10 protein-coding genes are annotated in these 14,171 nt (G+C 74.4%); 6 read left to right on the plus strand and 4 right to left on the minus strand.

The window, feature by feature from the left end; genetic code table 11:
* Positions 1-7 precede the first annotated feature (7 nt).
* On the minus strand, positions 8-1,087 hold the full coding sequence (locus WMF20_RS19955; protein ID WP_437615890.1) for a fatty acid desaturase family protein: 1,080 nt from the start codon (positions 1,085-1,087) through the stop codon (positions 8-10).
* Between the two features lie 328 nt (positions 1,088-1,415).
* On the opposite strand from WMF20_RS19955, the gene WMF20_RS19960 reads away from it, so the two are divergent.
* Entirely contained in the window at positions 1,416-2,237 is an 822-nt protein-coding gene (locus WMF20_RS19960; protein WP_129575895.1) for a fatty acid desaturase family protein, read from the plus strand.
* Between the two features lie 226 nt (positions 2,238-2,463).
* Here WMF20_RS19960 and WMF20_RS19965 read toward each other — a convergent pair whose 3' ends face one another.
* Positions 2,464-3,210, minus strand: coding sequence for a hypothetical protein (locus WMF20_RS19965; protein ID WP_437615892.1), 747 nt, complete (start codon positions 3,208-3,210; stop codon positions 2,464-2,466).
* A gap of 32 nt (positions 3,211-3,242) precedes the next feature.
* Positions 3,243-3,668, minus strand: coding sequence for an EVE domain-containing protein (locus WMF20_RS19970; RefSeq protein WP_437615894.1), 426 nt, complete (start codon positions 3,666-3,668; stop codon positions 3,243-3,245).
* 302 nt (positions 3,669-3,970) lie between these two features.
* On the opposite strand from WMF20_RS19970, the gene WMF20_RS19975 reads away from it, so the two are divergent.
* Together WMF20_RS19975 and WMF20_RS19980 are read left to right on the plus strand one after the other, a co-directional pair.
* Complete coding sequence (locus tag WMF20_RS19975) at positions 3,971-5,011, plus strand: RNA polymerase sigma factor (RefSeq protein ID WP_437615896.1); 1,041 nt, start codon at positions 3,971-3,973, stop codon at positions 5,009-5,011.
* A 238-nt stretch (positions 5,012-5,249) separates the two neighbouring features.
* Positions 5,250-6,242, plus strand: coding sequence for an OmpA family protein (locus WMF20_RS19980; RefSeq protein ID WP_437615898.1), 993 nt, complete (start codon positions 5,250-5,252; stop codon positions 6,240-6,242).
* Between the two features lie 26 nt (positions 6,243-6,268).
* Here WMF20_RS19980 and WMF20_RS19985 read toward each other — a convergent pair whose 3' ends face one another.
* Entirely contained in the window at positions 6,269-10,690 is a 4,422-nt protein-coding gene (locus WMF20_RS19985; RefSeq protein ID WP_437615900.1) for a hypothetical protein, read from the minus strand.
* 141 nt (positions 10,691-10,831) lie between these two features.
* Between WMF20_RS19985 and WMF20_RS19990 the strand changes: the two genes are divergently transcribed.
* The 3 genes from WMF20_RS19990 to WMF20_RS20000 all read left to right on the plus strand — a co-directional run bounded on the left by WMF20_RS19990 (position 10,832) and on the right by WMF20_RS20000 (position 14,020).
* Positions 10,832-11,110 (plus strand): type II toxin-antitoxin system Phd/YefM family antitoxin, encoded by a 279-nt coding sequence (locus WMF20_RS19990; RefSeq protein ID WP_437617145.1) that lies wholly within the window; start codon positions 10,832-10,834, stop codon positions 11,108-11,110.
* Positions 11,107-11,484 (plus strand): type II toxin-antitoxin system RelE/ParE family toxin, encoded by a 378-nt coding sequence (locus tag WMF20_RS19995; RefSeq protein WP_437615902.1) that lies wholly within the window; start codon positions 11,107-11,109, stop codon positions 11,482-11,484. The genes WMF20_RS19990 and WMF20_RS19995 overlap by 4 nt, the downstream gene beginning before the upstream one ends.
* A 145-nt stretch (positions 11,485-11,629) precedes the next feature.
* Positions 11,630-14,020 (plus strand): peptide ABC transporter substrate-binding protein, encoded by a 2,391-nt coding sequence (locus tag WMF20_RS20000; RefSeq protein ID WP_437615904.1) that lies wholly within the window; start codon positions 11,630-11,632, stop codon positions 14,018-14,020.
* Positions 14,021-14,171: the final 151 nt, after the last annotated feature.

The raw sequence follows: 14,171 nt of genomic DNA on the forward strand, positions 1-14,171 counted from the left end.
GCGCGCCCTACACGCTGGCCGCCTCGGCCTCCGCGCGGCGGAGCTCGCGGGGCGAGAGCGCGATCGGCGGCGCGGACCGCTCCGCCTGGGCGACGTCGCGCGGGGCGGGCCGATCGAAGCGGAGCACGTAGGTCCGGAGCAGGTAGCCGAGCATGCTCGGCTCGTTCAGCCCCGGATCGATGCGCGGCGCGACCTCGCGCTGGTGCGCCTCGGCGAGCACCGACCAGTGCAGCCCAGCCCGGTTGTGGTGGATCGTGTGATAACCGTTGTTGCACATGATCCAGTTGAAGGCGCGTCCGACGAAGTTGCGCGAGTGGTTCCACTCGCTCCGGACGTCGCACCCGTCGTGCTGGATGAGGTTGATCCGGAGGATGCAGCGCGCGCCGTAGAGCTGCGGGAGCACGACGAAGAAGAGCGCCGTCCAGAAATCGACGAGGAGGAGCGCCCCGGTGAGCCCGAAGGCGAAGGCCGTCTCGAGCCGGTATTGCCGGACGTGCGCAGGCCGGCCGGCGAGCGCGTTCCAGCGCCCGACGCCGGCGAAGGTGTTCGGTCCAGCGACGTTGGGGAAATGGATCAGATTGAGGAGGTTCCAGCGAAACGAGACGTGCTCCGGCGCCGCCCAGTCGGGCTGGCCCTCGTCGTCGAAATGGTGGTGGACCAGGTTGTGAGAGGGGACGTTCGCCGACGCCGGGTAGAGCGCGCCGAAGCTGAGCACGCAGCGGAAGAGCATGTTCAGCCGGCGGCTCTGGAAGATGCCCTGGTGCAGGTGGTTGTGGATGACCACGGCGTTCAGGAAGCTCAGGCAGCACGCCGCCGCGAACACGACGACGTTGCGGCACGCGGGCGCGCAGAACATCGCCGCGAGCAGGCCGAGGTAGGCGGCGACGATCCCGATCTGGCGCCGCTCGGCAGGGTGCTTCACGAGCCACGGCGCGCGCCGCGGGCGCCGGGGCCGGCCGCGCGCGGCCGCGCCCTGCTGCCCCGGCTCCCCCGGAGCGGGCGACTCGTCCCTCCCCGGAGCCCCGGCCGCGCCGGGGCGCTCCTCGCCGCCGGACGCTGGAGCTCGTGTGGCGACTTCGGCTGTCACCCCACCGTCACTATCACTGTTGCCCAGCTCCAACAACGTTGAGCGATCCGCGCGGCGGCGCCTCGCACGATCGCGTCGCCGCTCCCGGAATCGCGCCGAGCTGCGAAATCAGGTTCGCACGCCGATGTGCGCGTGGGCGCCGGCGGCGCGCGCTGAAATCCAGCTCGGGGCGGCGGGAGAGCGGACAATCTATGGACGGAAGTGAGGAACGGGTGTAATCCAGATGTCTGGACAACGGCGTTCGCGGCGAGGCGGAGGCGGCCCTCGGCGTGGGGCCCTCTCCGCGCCAGGGCAGCGCCGCCTCGGGCGCGGGGGAGGCTCAAGCACAATGTCGGTGATCGTTTCCACGTTGACGTCGCTGCCGTTCACGCAGCTCCGACGAAACCGGTATTTCTACCTGTATTACGACGGTTTCTACGCGCTCGCGTGCGTGGCCCTCCTCGCGTGCATGCGCCTCGGCGGGCACGAGCCGCTCATCGAGCGATGGGACAGCCGCCTCTGGCTGCTCCTGCCGCTGGTCTGCCACGCGCAGATCCTTTGCAGCGTGTTCATCCACAACGCGACCCACAACAACTTTCCGCGGCCGATCAACCGGCTCGTCGGGGAGCTTTGCGGGCTCATGGTGCTCACGCGGTTCGCGTCCTGGGAGGTGATCCACCAGCGCCACCATCGCTACTCGGACGACGTCGACAGGGATCCGCACCCGGTCGTGGCCAGCTACTGGGTGTTCCTGGTGAAGACGGTGGTGAACGTGGAGCGCCAGCTCCAGCAGATCTACTTCGATCTTTACGGCGATACGCCCGAGAGCCGCCGTTACGAGCGGGTCCGCGCGTACGTGAGCTACGCGACGAACCTGTTGCTCATCGCGTGCTGGTACGTGTTCCTCGGCCCGGTCGGGTTCTTCTTCCTCTTCGTGCCCGCGTCCATCGTCGGTTTTCTGCACCTCGTGCACTTCAACTGGTCGACGCACAACGCGTCCTCGCCGGACGGCGACTTCAAGCCGGTGAACCTGAACCACGGATATTACCGGCTCGGCAACCTCCTCTGGCACGGCATCTACATGCACGCGAACCACCACAAGCGCGCGGGCCTGTTCAACCCGGCGAAGCTCACGCCGGGGCTGCCCATCACGAGGCCGGGGCGCTCCTAGCGGCTGCGAGCGGGCCGAAGAGAGCGAGAGGAAACGCAAAGGCGCAAAGGCGCAAAGGCGCAAAAAAGCAAGAGGGAAGGTGATCGTTCCCAGCGTCCTTGCGGATGCGGGACGCCGGCGCACGCCAGGGATGTGTGCCTTCTTTCCCCCCCTTGCGCCTTTGCGCCTTTGCGTTTTTTCTTCTCTTCTGTTGGCGCCTCGGCGGGCCGCCCCCGTCGCGCCCGAGCTAGCTGCCCTGCGGGGTCACGCCGGCGTCCCCGGCCCCGGCGCTGGGAGGCTTCGGCGCGCCGCCCGCGCCCCCGTCGCGGGGCGCAGCGCCCGCGCCGCGGGGCGCCCCGGCGTCCGCCGGCGTGGCGCCTGCGCCCCGCGCGCCCGCGTCGACCGCGCCCGCATCGGCCGCGCCCGCGTCGGCGGCGGCCGGCTCGGCGGACGCGTCGGCCGGCGCCGGCTCGGCGACCGCGGTGGGCGAGGGGGCGGGCGGGGCCGCCGGGAGCTCGCTCTCCCAGCACTCCGGCTTCGGCGGGGCCGCGAAGTGGACCGTGCGCGACGCGGCGTCGCCCTTGCGGGTGACGAGCTTGTCGGTCTTGTACACCGTCGCGTGGCCGCACGCGTACTCGGCGGTGTGCTTCGTCTGGTGCGACAGCGTGCGCGCCCTCGGCGCGCGCTCGTTCTCGCACTGCGCCCACTCGAGCTCGTACTCGGCGTCCTCGTCGGCGAGCAGGACGCGGCTCACCGGATCGTCCTTCGACCGGCGCCCGGTGAGCGTCGCGCGCGTGATCGGGTCCTTGCCGTCGCGCACCGTCAGCGTGACCGGGAAGCGAAGGCTGCCGCGCATCGGCGCGCGCGTCGCCCCGACCTCGAAGTCGGGGCAGATCGGCTCGCCCTCGACCGGGGACGGCGTGGGCGGGCCGCCGCACGCGGCGCTGGAGAGGAGAAGGAGGGCGAGGGCTCGGGCTCCGGGGCGGAGGTTCACGCCGGGATTAGTCGTTACCCCGGGCGCCCGCGTCAAGCGATCTTGGTCTTGCCCAGCTTCAGCACCCGATCGAAGTGCTCCTTCGAGACGGGGACCACGCTCAGCCGGGACTTCTTCAAGAGCGCGATCTCGGCCAGCGACTCGTCGCCGCGGATCGTGTCAAGGGTCACCTGCACCTTGAGCGGGGCGACCGGCTCGATGTCCACCACGCTCCAGTCCTCCTCCGCCTCGGCGGTCGGATCCGGGTACGCCTCGCGCTTGACGCGCGCCACGCCCGCGACCGCCTTGCCCTCGTTCGAGTGATAGAAGAGCACGAGATCCCCCGGCTTCATGCCCCGCATGTTGTTGCGGGCCTCGAAGTTCCGGACGCCGTCCCACATCGTCTGGCCGTCGCGCACGAGCTGCGCGAACGAATATTTTTGAGGCTCGCTCTTCATCAGCCAGTAACGGCGAGACATGCACGATCTCCAGGGCGGCATGGGGGCGGCGCCGGTCGGGCCGTCGCGCCCCCATCCTCGACGGACAGCCCGTCGATGTGACCGGGCACCCTAGCACCCCCCGTTCCTTCGGTGATCACGATCTTGGCGCCGTCCGGCGTTCGCCGCGCGACCTCGAGGCGGCAGCAGGGGGGCGGAGGACCCACGCCCGGCCGCCGGCGCCGCGCGACGGAGTGTGACGCCCGAGCGAGATCTGCCGTATTCTCGAGCGGGCGCGTCACACTCCGCGGCCGCCGCGCGATGCAGGGGCGATGAGCACGACGATGACCACCGAGCCCAGCGCCCCCGCGACGAACCCCCTGGCCGAGCCGGGGATCCGCCGAGCCCTCGAGGAGTTCGTGCGACGGCGGGTGCCGAGCGGCGAGGTCGACGACGTGGTGCAGACCGTCCTCTGCGAGGCGCTCGCCTCGCCCGCGCGCCCGGCCGAGCCGACGGAGCTCCGGCGATGGCTGCTCGGGATCGCGCGCCACAAGGTCGCCGACCACCACCGGCGCTCGTTCCGGGAGACCGCGACCGAGCTGCCCGACCTGCCGGTCGGTCCGCCGCCCGTCGAGGCGCGCGAGCTGGCGCGCTGGGCCGAAGAGCAGGCCGCGGCGAACCGCGACGGGCGGCAGACGCTCTCGTGGATGGCCCGAGAAGGTGAGGGAGAGAAGCTCGAGAGCATCGCCGCCGAGGAGCGGGTGCCCGCCGCCCGGGTGCGGCAGCGCGTGTCGAGGATGCGGCGGTGGATGCGGGAGCGCTGGCTCGCGGAGCTCGCCGCCGCCGCGGCCCTGGCGATCCTCGCGATCGTCATCGTCCGGCTCCTGCGCTCGACGCGGGACCTGCCCGAGGTCGCGCCGCTGCCCGAGCCGCTGCCGAGCGCCCCGCCCGTCGAGCCGCCGTCGCCGCTCGTCGATCCGCTGGATCGCGCGCGCTCCCTGAGGGCCGAGGCGCTGCGCGCCTGCGACGAGGCGGCGTGGCGCCGGTGCCTCGACCAGCTCGACGAGGCCGACCGGCTCGACCCGCGAGGCGCCGCCGCGCCCGACGTCGCGGCGGCGCGCGAGCGCGCGCTCGACGGGCTCCGCGCGCCGACGGACAAGCCGCCGGCGCCGCGGTCGATCCAGGAGCCGCTGCCCGTCAAGAAATCGAAAGCGCTGGACGAGACCGACGTTCGCCCCGCGCCCCCGCCACGCCAGAACGTCGCCCCGACACCCACCTTGTCGGCGCCTGTGAGGCCGCTGCTCAAGTCGAAGAAGCCACAGGGGCCTGACCTGAAGAGCAGTGGCGCACTCGAAAAGATGGATTTCTCGCCCGAGAAACGCTAGCTCCGCCCGCCAGGCAAGCCACGAAGCGCCCGGGGGAGCCAGTCTCGATGGCTCGCCAGCGGCGCTGTCGTCTCCGGAGCGGGTCCGACGCGCCTCCGACCGAGGGGGAGACGCGCGCCTCACCGTGCGTTTAAATCTCGCAGTTTCCGGCGCAGTCGTCTAAACACGCTGGCGCTCGGCGCAATCAAGGACGCCAAGGAGAGGAGCCCCCGAGATGCGAACCACGAGATGGCTTGGAATGGCATTCGCAGTATCGCTGCTCGCCGCGAACGCCGGCTGCGCGAAAGAGCCCCAGGTGCAGGCGCAGCCGCCGGCGCCGGTGCAGCCGGCCCCGCCGCCGGCGCCGCCGCCCCCGCCGCCCGACGCAGACGCGGACGGCGTGCTCGACGACGGCACCGACAAGTGCGTTGGCGAGAAAGAGGACGGCCTGCCGCCGGACGCCAAGGACGGATGTAAATCTACCGACCCGGACGGAGACGGCATCGTGGCCGAGGCCGACAAGTGCCCGAACGATGCCGAGGTCAAGAACAATTACCAGGACGATGACGGTTGTCCCGACGTCCCCCCGGTCGAGCTCGCCAACAATGAGGTGAAGCTCAACGCGAAGATCGCCTTCGTCGCCGGCAAGGCCGATATCGAGCCCGCCTCGCAGGAGCTCCTCGCCAACATCGCCCAGATCTTCAAGGACCATCCGCAGATCCAGTTCGTCGAGGTCGCGGCCTACTCCGAGAAGGTCGGCAACGACGCCGCCACCGTGACGCTCACGAAGAAGCGCGCCGACGCCGTGGTGAAGGCGCTGACCGCGCTCGGCGTCGAGAAGAACCGGCTGCGGGCCGCCGGCTACGGGGCGCACTGCGCGTCCGACGCGGGCGAGACCGAGGAGGCGAAGGAGAAGAACCGCCGGGTCGAGATCAAGATCATGCGGTTCGAGGGCAAGGACACGGGCGTCGAGCTCGCGTGCGCCGCGGCCATCACCAAGGGCCTCAAGCCGGCCGGCGTGCCCGCCACCGCGCCGAAGGGCGCCGCGGCCGCGGCCCCGGCCCCGAAGGGCTCCGACGCGAAGCCCGCCGCGGCGAAGCCGGCGGACGCGAAGCCCGCCGCGGCGCAGCCCGCCGCCCAGCCCGCCGCCGCCGCCCAGCCCGCCGCGGCGCAGCCCGCGGACACGAAGCCCGCCGCGGCGCAGCCCGCCGATCAGAAGCCGGCCGAGACGAAGCCCGCCAGCGTGAAGTAGGCGCGAGGCGGCGGGCGGGCAGGCGGCTACCGGTCGTCGGCCTGCCCGCGTGCGGCGGCGAGCAGGCGCTGGAGCGCCTCCTTCGCGCGCTGCCTTCGCTGCGCCTCGGGCAGCGCGCCCGCGCGCAGGCGCTCGACGTCGGCGCACAGCGCGGCGCGATCCGCGGTGGGAGGCTCGCCGCAGAGCCGCGCGTGCGCGCCGCCCGTGCCCGCGCCGCGCGGCGGCGGCTCGCCCGCGAGCGCGGCCGCGGCGGCCTCGATGAGGTGCGCGGTCGCCGCCGCGTCGTCGCTCTCCCCCGTCCACCGCTCGACGAACTCGGGCTGCTTCGCGAGCCTCGCGAGGACGTCCCAGCGCTCCGCGCGCACGGCGAGCTCCGTCGCGAAGAGCACGACCTTCAGGTTGCGGCCGAGGTCCGGGAGGGCGCGCGTCTCGCCGTCGAGCGCGAGGACGTCGTCGACGACGCTCGCGTCGAGCGCCGCGGCCGCGCAGCGCACCGCGACGCTGAGCAGATCGGCGCGCAGCACCGGGCCGAGGGCGGGCGCGCGGCCGAGCGCGCGCGCGGCCGCGCGCACGAGCGGGCCGCAGTGCCCCTCGCGCCGCTGCCGCGAGAGCAGCACGCCGGCGTCGTAGAGCCGGCCGCTCCGGCGCAGCGCCTCCACCGCGGCCGTGAACGCGTCGGGGTCGTACGTGCCCCGCTCCGCGGCCGTGAGGAAGCCGTCGAGGCTGCGTAGGACGGGGCACGCCGCCGCGCTGCCCGCGCGCCGGAGGTGCGGCAGCTTGCCGAGCACGTCCGCGATGCGCAGCGAGAGCGCGAGCGGGTAGGCGTCGCAGGCGGGCTCCTCGTAGCCGCCGAGCTCGACCTTCGCCTCGGTGCACGCGAGCGGGCCGGCGACCGCGGCGAGCGAGCGCGCGGTCCTCGCGGCGAGCGGGCCGATGCCCGGGGCCGCGGCGAGCCCGGCGGGGAGCGGATCGAGCAGCGCCCGGACCGCGGCGTCGTCGGCGTCGGGCGGCAAGAGGCCGCGCACGAGCGTCCAGAGATCGCCGGCCAGGAAGGGGTGGCCGGCCTCGGCGGCGAGCTGGGCGTCGATCGCGAGCAGCGCGCGCGCGTCGCGGCCCCAGGCGAGCGGCTGCTCCGGGCGCAGCGCCCGCGGCCCGAGCCGCAGGCCGAACGAGAGCGCGGCGATCGCCCGGCGCGCGGCGACCGCGCCGCGCTCGGCGTCGCCGTCGAGGAAGTGGTAGGCGGCCGCGAGCGCCGCCGCGCCGACGTAGGCGCGCGCGGCGTCGTCGTCGCTCTGGGGCGAGCCCTCGGGCGCGAGCGCGGCCGTGAGCGCGCCCTCGGGCGCGCCGCGGGTGCGGAGGCCGAGGCCGAGCTGGAAGCCGGTCGACCCCTCGAGGAGCCCGGCGCCGTACGAGACGTCGAAGCTGAGCGAGAAGACGCGGGTCGCGGTCTTCTCCTCGTAGCGGTAGGTCATGCGCGGGACGCGCAGGCCGCGCGCGTCGGCGGACGCGAGGACGCGGTCGAGCGCGTCGCGCGCCTCGGCGCGCCGGCCGCCGGCGAAGTCGCGCACGGCGCCCATGACCGCGAGCACGTCGCCCGCGTCGGCCGTCTGGCAGGCGTCGTCCGACGCCGCGCGCATCGCGCCCGCGTAGGCCGCCGGGTCCGGGGCGACGCCGCGCCGGGCCTTCGCGATCTCGCTCAGGTACGAGAGCGCCCACGCGACCCGGCTGCCGCGCTCGTTCGCGAGCGCGACGGCCTCCGGCGGCGGCGGCCCGCCCAGCACGGCCGCGCCGAGGAGCGAGGTGAGCAGCGCGAGGTCGGCCTGGTCGCGCAGCCCGAGCGCCGAGAGCGCCCTGGCATAGCCGACGAACAGGCCCCGGACGTCGCCCTCGGTCCGGGAGGCGGGGAGCGACGCGAGCGCGTCGAGGAGGGCGACGCCGGCCGTGCTGCCTTGCCCGGCGCCGCGCGGCGCCGCGCCGTCGCGAAGCGCCGCGGAGAGCCCGCGGAGCACCCGGCCGAGCGGCGCGCCGCTCTGCTGCGCGAAGCGGTCCGCGGTGGCGGACGAGAAGAGCGCGCGGGCGAGCGCGTAGCCGCCGGTGAGCGCGTCCGCGAGGCCAGGGTCGCCGAAGCCGGCGAGGCCCGCGGCGACGGCGGCCTCGGCGTCCGCGGCGGGGACGGTGAAGCGCACGCGCGGCTCCTCTGCGCCGGCGCGCGGCGCGCGGCCCGCGCCGGGCGCGGCGAGCAGATCGATCGCGTCGGAGAGGAGCGTCACGAGGAGCCGCGCGCTCCGCGCCCACGCGCCGTCGCCCTGCCGGTAGCCGGGCGCGAGCAGGATCCGGCCGCGGACGTCGCCGAGCCGGGCGAGCGCGCGGCGCGCCTCGGGGCTCGGCCCGCGCCCGGCGGCGGCGCAGGCGTCCTTCGCGGGCGGGGGCTTGCGCGAGCGCTCGGTGAGCAGCACGGCGAGGACGCCGTCGGCGAGCGCGGTGATGTCCTCCACGAGGCCGGGCGGCGGCGCGTCCGCGTCGCCCGGCGCGCCGTCGCCGGGAGCGCCGGGCGCCGCGAGCCCCGCGACGGCGCGGCGGAGCGCATCGCGCGCCGCCCGGCGCTCCGGGGGGAGCCGGGCCGCGTCGGTCGCGCGCGGATCCAGCGCGCCGGCGGCGCCGAGCGCGGCGTAGCGCGAGAGGCTCGCGGCGAGCGCCGCGAGGCCGGGGTAGGGGAGCGCCGGCGCGGGCGCGAGCGCGCGCTCGATCTGCGCCGACGAGAACGCGAGATCGGGCGCTCGATCCGAGAGGAGCCGGACCAGCGCGTCGGCGGCGTACAGGCCGGCGACGCCCCAGCCGGCCTGCGCGGTGAGGTCGCCGCGCAGCTTCGCGGTGAGCGCGCCCTGGAGGGCCAGGAAGTGCGCGGGCTGCACCTCGGGCGGGTACGACATGCCGGCGAAGACGCCGGCGAGCGCCGCGCCGAGGACCGCCTCGGGGTCGCGCGCGTCGGCCATGCGGCGCTGGACAGCGACCTGCGTGAGGTCGACGATGGCGTCGCGGAGGCGCTCGTCGGCGAGCACCCCGGGGCTGTAGGCGAGGGGGATCTGCGCGAGCGCGCGGTAGCGGCGCGGCTCGGCCTCGGCGAGCGCGCGCAGCGCGGCGAGGTGCGCGAGGCCGAGCTCGGTGACGCGCCGGTGGACGGCGCTGCCCGCCTGGCCAGCGGCGGGCGCGGGGCCGCGCTCGTAGAGCAGGCTCGGCGCGTGGGCCCACGCGGTGCTCGTCTGATCGACGGCGCGGACGAGCGCCTCGTAGCGCGGCAGCCACGCGTCGAGCGGCAGCCGCCTGCCCGGCGCCGCGGCCCCGGAGCTCCCGGCCGCGGGCGGGGCGGGCGCGGCCGCGGCGTCGCCGGGGGCGAGGGCGCCGGCGAGGGCGCCGGCGAACACGAGGTCGCGGGGCCCGTCCATGGGCGGGGCGAGGTCCCGGCCGCAGCCCGGGGCCTTGCCGAGCAGGTCGTCGAGCGCGGCGCGCCGGTCCGCGGGCACGGCCCGCAGCACCGCAGCGCCGCGGGCGCGCCACGCCGCGCGGCCGTCGCGGGCCGTGCGCACGCGGAGGAGATCGCCGTAGGGCGTGTCGCCCGGCGCGGGCGGAGGATCCTCCGAGGGCGCGCTGGCGCCGATCGCGTCGCCGTCGTCCTCGAGCGCGACGCCGGCCGTCCCGAGCAGCTGGAGCGCGTACCGGCCGCGCAGCGCGGGCTCGTCGTTGGGGTCGCGCCCCTTCAGCGCGGCGGCGAGGGCGTCGGCGGTGCGGGCGGCCTCGACGTAGCGGAAGGCGCCGGCGGCGCCGAAGGCGCGGCGCACGAGCGCCGCGAGCGCGATGTCGTCCGCGGCGCGCGCGAGCGACGCATCGCCGCGCGCGATCGGCGCGAGGTCGGCCATGAACGGCCCGAGCGGGTCGCGCGGAAAGATGTGGACCGCGCCGCCGCGAGCGCGCGCGAGGATGAGGTGCTCGTACCCGAGGGCCTCGCCGAGCGCGAGGAGCAGCGCGTCGGCGCCGAGCGCGCCGGGGTCCGGCAGCGGCGCCGCGCGGATCCAGGTCGCGTCCGCCGCGCCCACGCGCGGCGCCCTGGCGGCGGCCTCGGCGCCCGCCTCGACGACGATCGCGACGCCCGGCCGCGAGCCGCCGCGCCGGTCGAGGTCGCGGAGCAGGCGCGCCCACGGATCGCCTTCGTCCCGGGCGGCGCGGGCCTCGACGTACCCCAGGGCGAGCTTGCGCGGCGCGCGGCCTTCGGCGAGGGCCGCGGCGAGGGCGCGCTCGCACGCGTCGAGGCGCGCGGGATCGCAGCGCGCCGCCGGCGGGGGCGCGGCGCCCGGCGAGCTCGCGCCGCCGCAGCCGGCGGCGAGGAGCCCGAGGACGAGCGCCGAGCAGACCGAGAGAGCGGCCGACGAGGCGACCACGCGAGCGTGCAGCATGACGGGCGCGCGACCTACCACGAAGGCCGCAGGAGGGCTGCGATGGGATCGCGGATCGGCTGGGGCCGGCTCTCCGCCGGGTTGCGACGACCCGGGGATCCGTTAGAAGATCGGGTCACCTCGACGCGACAGGAGCACCGCATGGCGATTTCTCCCGAGGACATCGTACCGCTGAGCCAGGCGGAGGCTCGGCTCACGGAGCTTGCGGACCAGGTTCGCGCGGGTCACGAGAAGATCCTCACCCGCAACGGGGAGAGCTACATCGCCCTCGTCGATGCGCGCAGGCTCGATCACTACCATCGCCTGGAACGGGAGCATGTCCACCTCACCCTCCTGGATGAGGCGGAGCGCGGCCTCGACGATCTCGAGGCAGGGCGGACGCTGAGCGTCGAGGAGCTCCGCGAAAAGCACGGTCGATGAGCCGCCGCGCCGCGGTTCGGGTCACCGAGAACTTCGAGCGCAACCTGGACGACATCCGGCGCTTTCTCGAGGAGGCGGAGCTCTCCTCGGCGTTCGGCGACCTGCTGGATCTCCTCTTCGGCGATGTGATCCCGAGCCTGGAGGTCTCTCCTCAGATCGGGTTCGACTTCCTGGCGCGGGCGCCGCAATCCGTCGAGGCCGATGCGCGGATCCAGGCGCTCCGGCGCCGTCTCGGCCCCGATTCGTCGCTGAGGGAGTATATCGTCGGCGACTATCTGCTGCTCTATGCGCTCGGCGGCGAGCGAATTCATCTGCTCGCCATCAAGCACCATCGCCAGCTGTCGTTCGATCTGCGGGCGCTCTGGCGTCGGTGAGCGTACGTCCGCGATATTCCGTGCGACCGTGGAGGCTCGCCGGCCCGCGCAGCTGGCCATGACCAGGCCGCGCGTCGGCTGCGCCACGTCCGGGCCGCGCAGCCGCTGCCTTCCTGCCCCTACCGCCCCGTGCTACTTCCGCAGCATGCGACGGGCTCCGGAGCGACGAGGTGCCGGCGGCGAGGGGGGCGGCGGGGGCGCCGGTCGAGCGGCGCGGGGCGTCGTCGCGGCGCTCGGGCTCGCGGGCCTCGCGCTCGCGGCGTGCAGCGAGGGCGAAGGCGGATACGCCGGGACGACGTCGCGCGTCGGCAAGGACGATGCGACGATCTACATCAACAACGGCGGAGAGCCGGAGTACGTCGACCCGGGAAAGTCGAACGACTCGGCGAGCTCCACGCTGATCCAGCAGCTCTTCGAGGGGCTGACCACCTACGGCGCCGGCGACCTCCGCCCGGTCCAGGGGGTGGCGACGCGCTGGGAGCAGAGCGACGACAACCGGATCTTCCGGTTCCACCTGCGGCCCGAGGCGCGCTGGTCGGACGGCAAACCGGTGACGGCGCACGACTTCGAGTACGCGTGGAAGCGCGTGCTGCGCCCCTCCACCGCCTCGCTCGCCGCGACGAACCTCTACGTCCTGAAGAACGGCGAGCTCTTCGCCCTGGGCAAGCTCAAGGCGCTGCGCGAGGCCGCGGCGCTGCGCATGGCGCCCCGGCCGGACGCCCCGTCCGCCCTGGAGCTGCCCAAGGGGTCGTTCGTCGTGGTGCTGGCGCGCTCGCCGATCCAGGTCGACACCGCGATCGCGCCGCTCGCGGCGTTGCCCGAGGGCGCCGCCGCGGTGACGTTCGCCAAGGGCGACGGCAAAGGCGGCGCCGGCGACCGGCTCTCGTTCGGGGAGGGCGGCGCGGCGGCCCTCGGCCCCGCGCCCGGCGGCGGCTGGCAGGGCGCCGTGGTCGACATCGTCCGCGCGGGCCCGACGTGCCAGTGCAACGGCGCCGCCGACCGCTGGTTCGAGATCGCGCGGGACGGCGCGCGCGGCTTCCTCCCGGGCTGCCTGCTCGTCCCCCCCGCCGCGGGCGCGGCGCCCCGCGACACGTACGCGGTCGTCACGCCGCACGCGGACCTCCCCACGTACGACCCCGCGGCGGCCCCCGCGGCCGCGCCGAGCGAGCCCCCGGTCGGGTTCGTGCCCGACGCGCTCCTCGTCGAGGACGACAGCGCCGTCGGCGTCCGCGCCCGCGACGACCTCACCCTCGACGTGCAGCTGGAGCAGCCCACGCCCTACTTCACCGATCTCACGAGCTACGTGACCCTCTTCCCGGTGCGCAAGGATGTCATCGAGGCGTTCGCGCAGCGCGGCGAACCCGAGCTCTGGTTCCGCCCCGAGAACATCGTGGTCAACGGCCCCTACACGCTCGATGAGTGGAAGTTCCGTTACGAGATCACGATGAAGCGGAATCCGATGTACTGGAACCGCGACAAGCTGAAGATCCACCGCGTCGTCTGGCTGGAGATCGAGCAGTACAACGCCGCCATGAACATCTACAAGGCGGGCGATCTCGATTACGCGGGCGACAACTCCTCGCTTCCCTCCGAGCACCTGGACTGGCTGTCGACCAAGAAGGATTTCCAGCGATATCCCTACCTCTCCACGTACTGGTTCGAGTTCAACACGAGGAAGCCGCCGGTCGACGACGTCCGCGTCCGCCGGGCGCTCAACCTCGCGGTCGACAAGCAGCAGATCGTCGAGAAGATCACGCGCGGCGGGCAGACGCCGGCCACGCACTACGTCCCGGACTACACGGGATCGGGCTACGCGGAGGCGGTCGCCGAGGACAGGCGGCTCGGGGTCGACCCGTTCTCGTCGCCGGACGTCATGTTCAACCCGGAGCGCGCGCGGGCGATGCTCGCCGAGGCGGGCTACGAGGTCGTCCGCGAGGGCGACGGATACCGGGCGAAGAACTTCCCGGCCCTCGAGATCCTCTACAACACGAGCGAGGGGCACAAGCAGATCGCCGTCGCTGTCCAGGATATGTGGAAGCGCCACCTCGGCGTCTCCGCCACGCTGCGGAACGAGGAGTGGAAGGTGATGCTCAAGAACGTGCGCGACGGCCACTTCCAGGTCGTGCGGTTCGGCTGGATCGGCGAGTACAACCACCCGGCGACCTGGCTCGGCACGCTGCTCTCGTACAGCCCGCAGAACCGGACGGGCTGGGCCGACCGGGAGTTCGACGACCTGATGCGCGCCGCCGCGGCGACGTCCGATCCCAAGGAGAGCATCCGGATGTTCCGCAGGGCGGAGGAGCGGGCCGTCGACCGCATGCCCAAGATGCCGCTCTACTTCTACACGAAGTCGACGCTGGTGAAGCCCTGGGTCAAGGGGTTCAAGGGCAACGCGCGGAGCGTGCAGCTCGTGAAGTGGCTCTGGATCGACCCGCGGTGGCGCGACGACCCGTCGAACGAGATCGCGTTTCCGCAGCTCGAGTTTCCCGCGCCGGGCCGGATCGGCCCGACCCTGGGCGGGCCGGACGCGCCCTGAGCGCGACAGGCGGCCGCGGCAGCGCCCGCGGGCCGCGCGGCGCGACGATGCGGCGCAACGATTTCGCGGGCCGAGCGGCCGCGGGATGAGGAGACGTCCCCGTTGACGCGCTGGCCTGGGCCATGGCCTCATCCACCGGAGAGCAGCATGG

It is taken from the genome of Sorangium sp. So ce834 (assembly GCF_051521425.1).
GTDB classification, from domain to species: domain Bacteria; phylum Myxococcota_A; class Polyangia; order Polyangiales; family Polyangiaceae; genus Sorangium; species Sorangium cellulosum_D.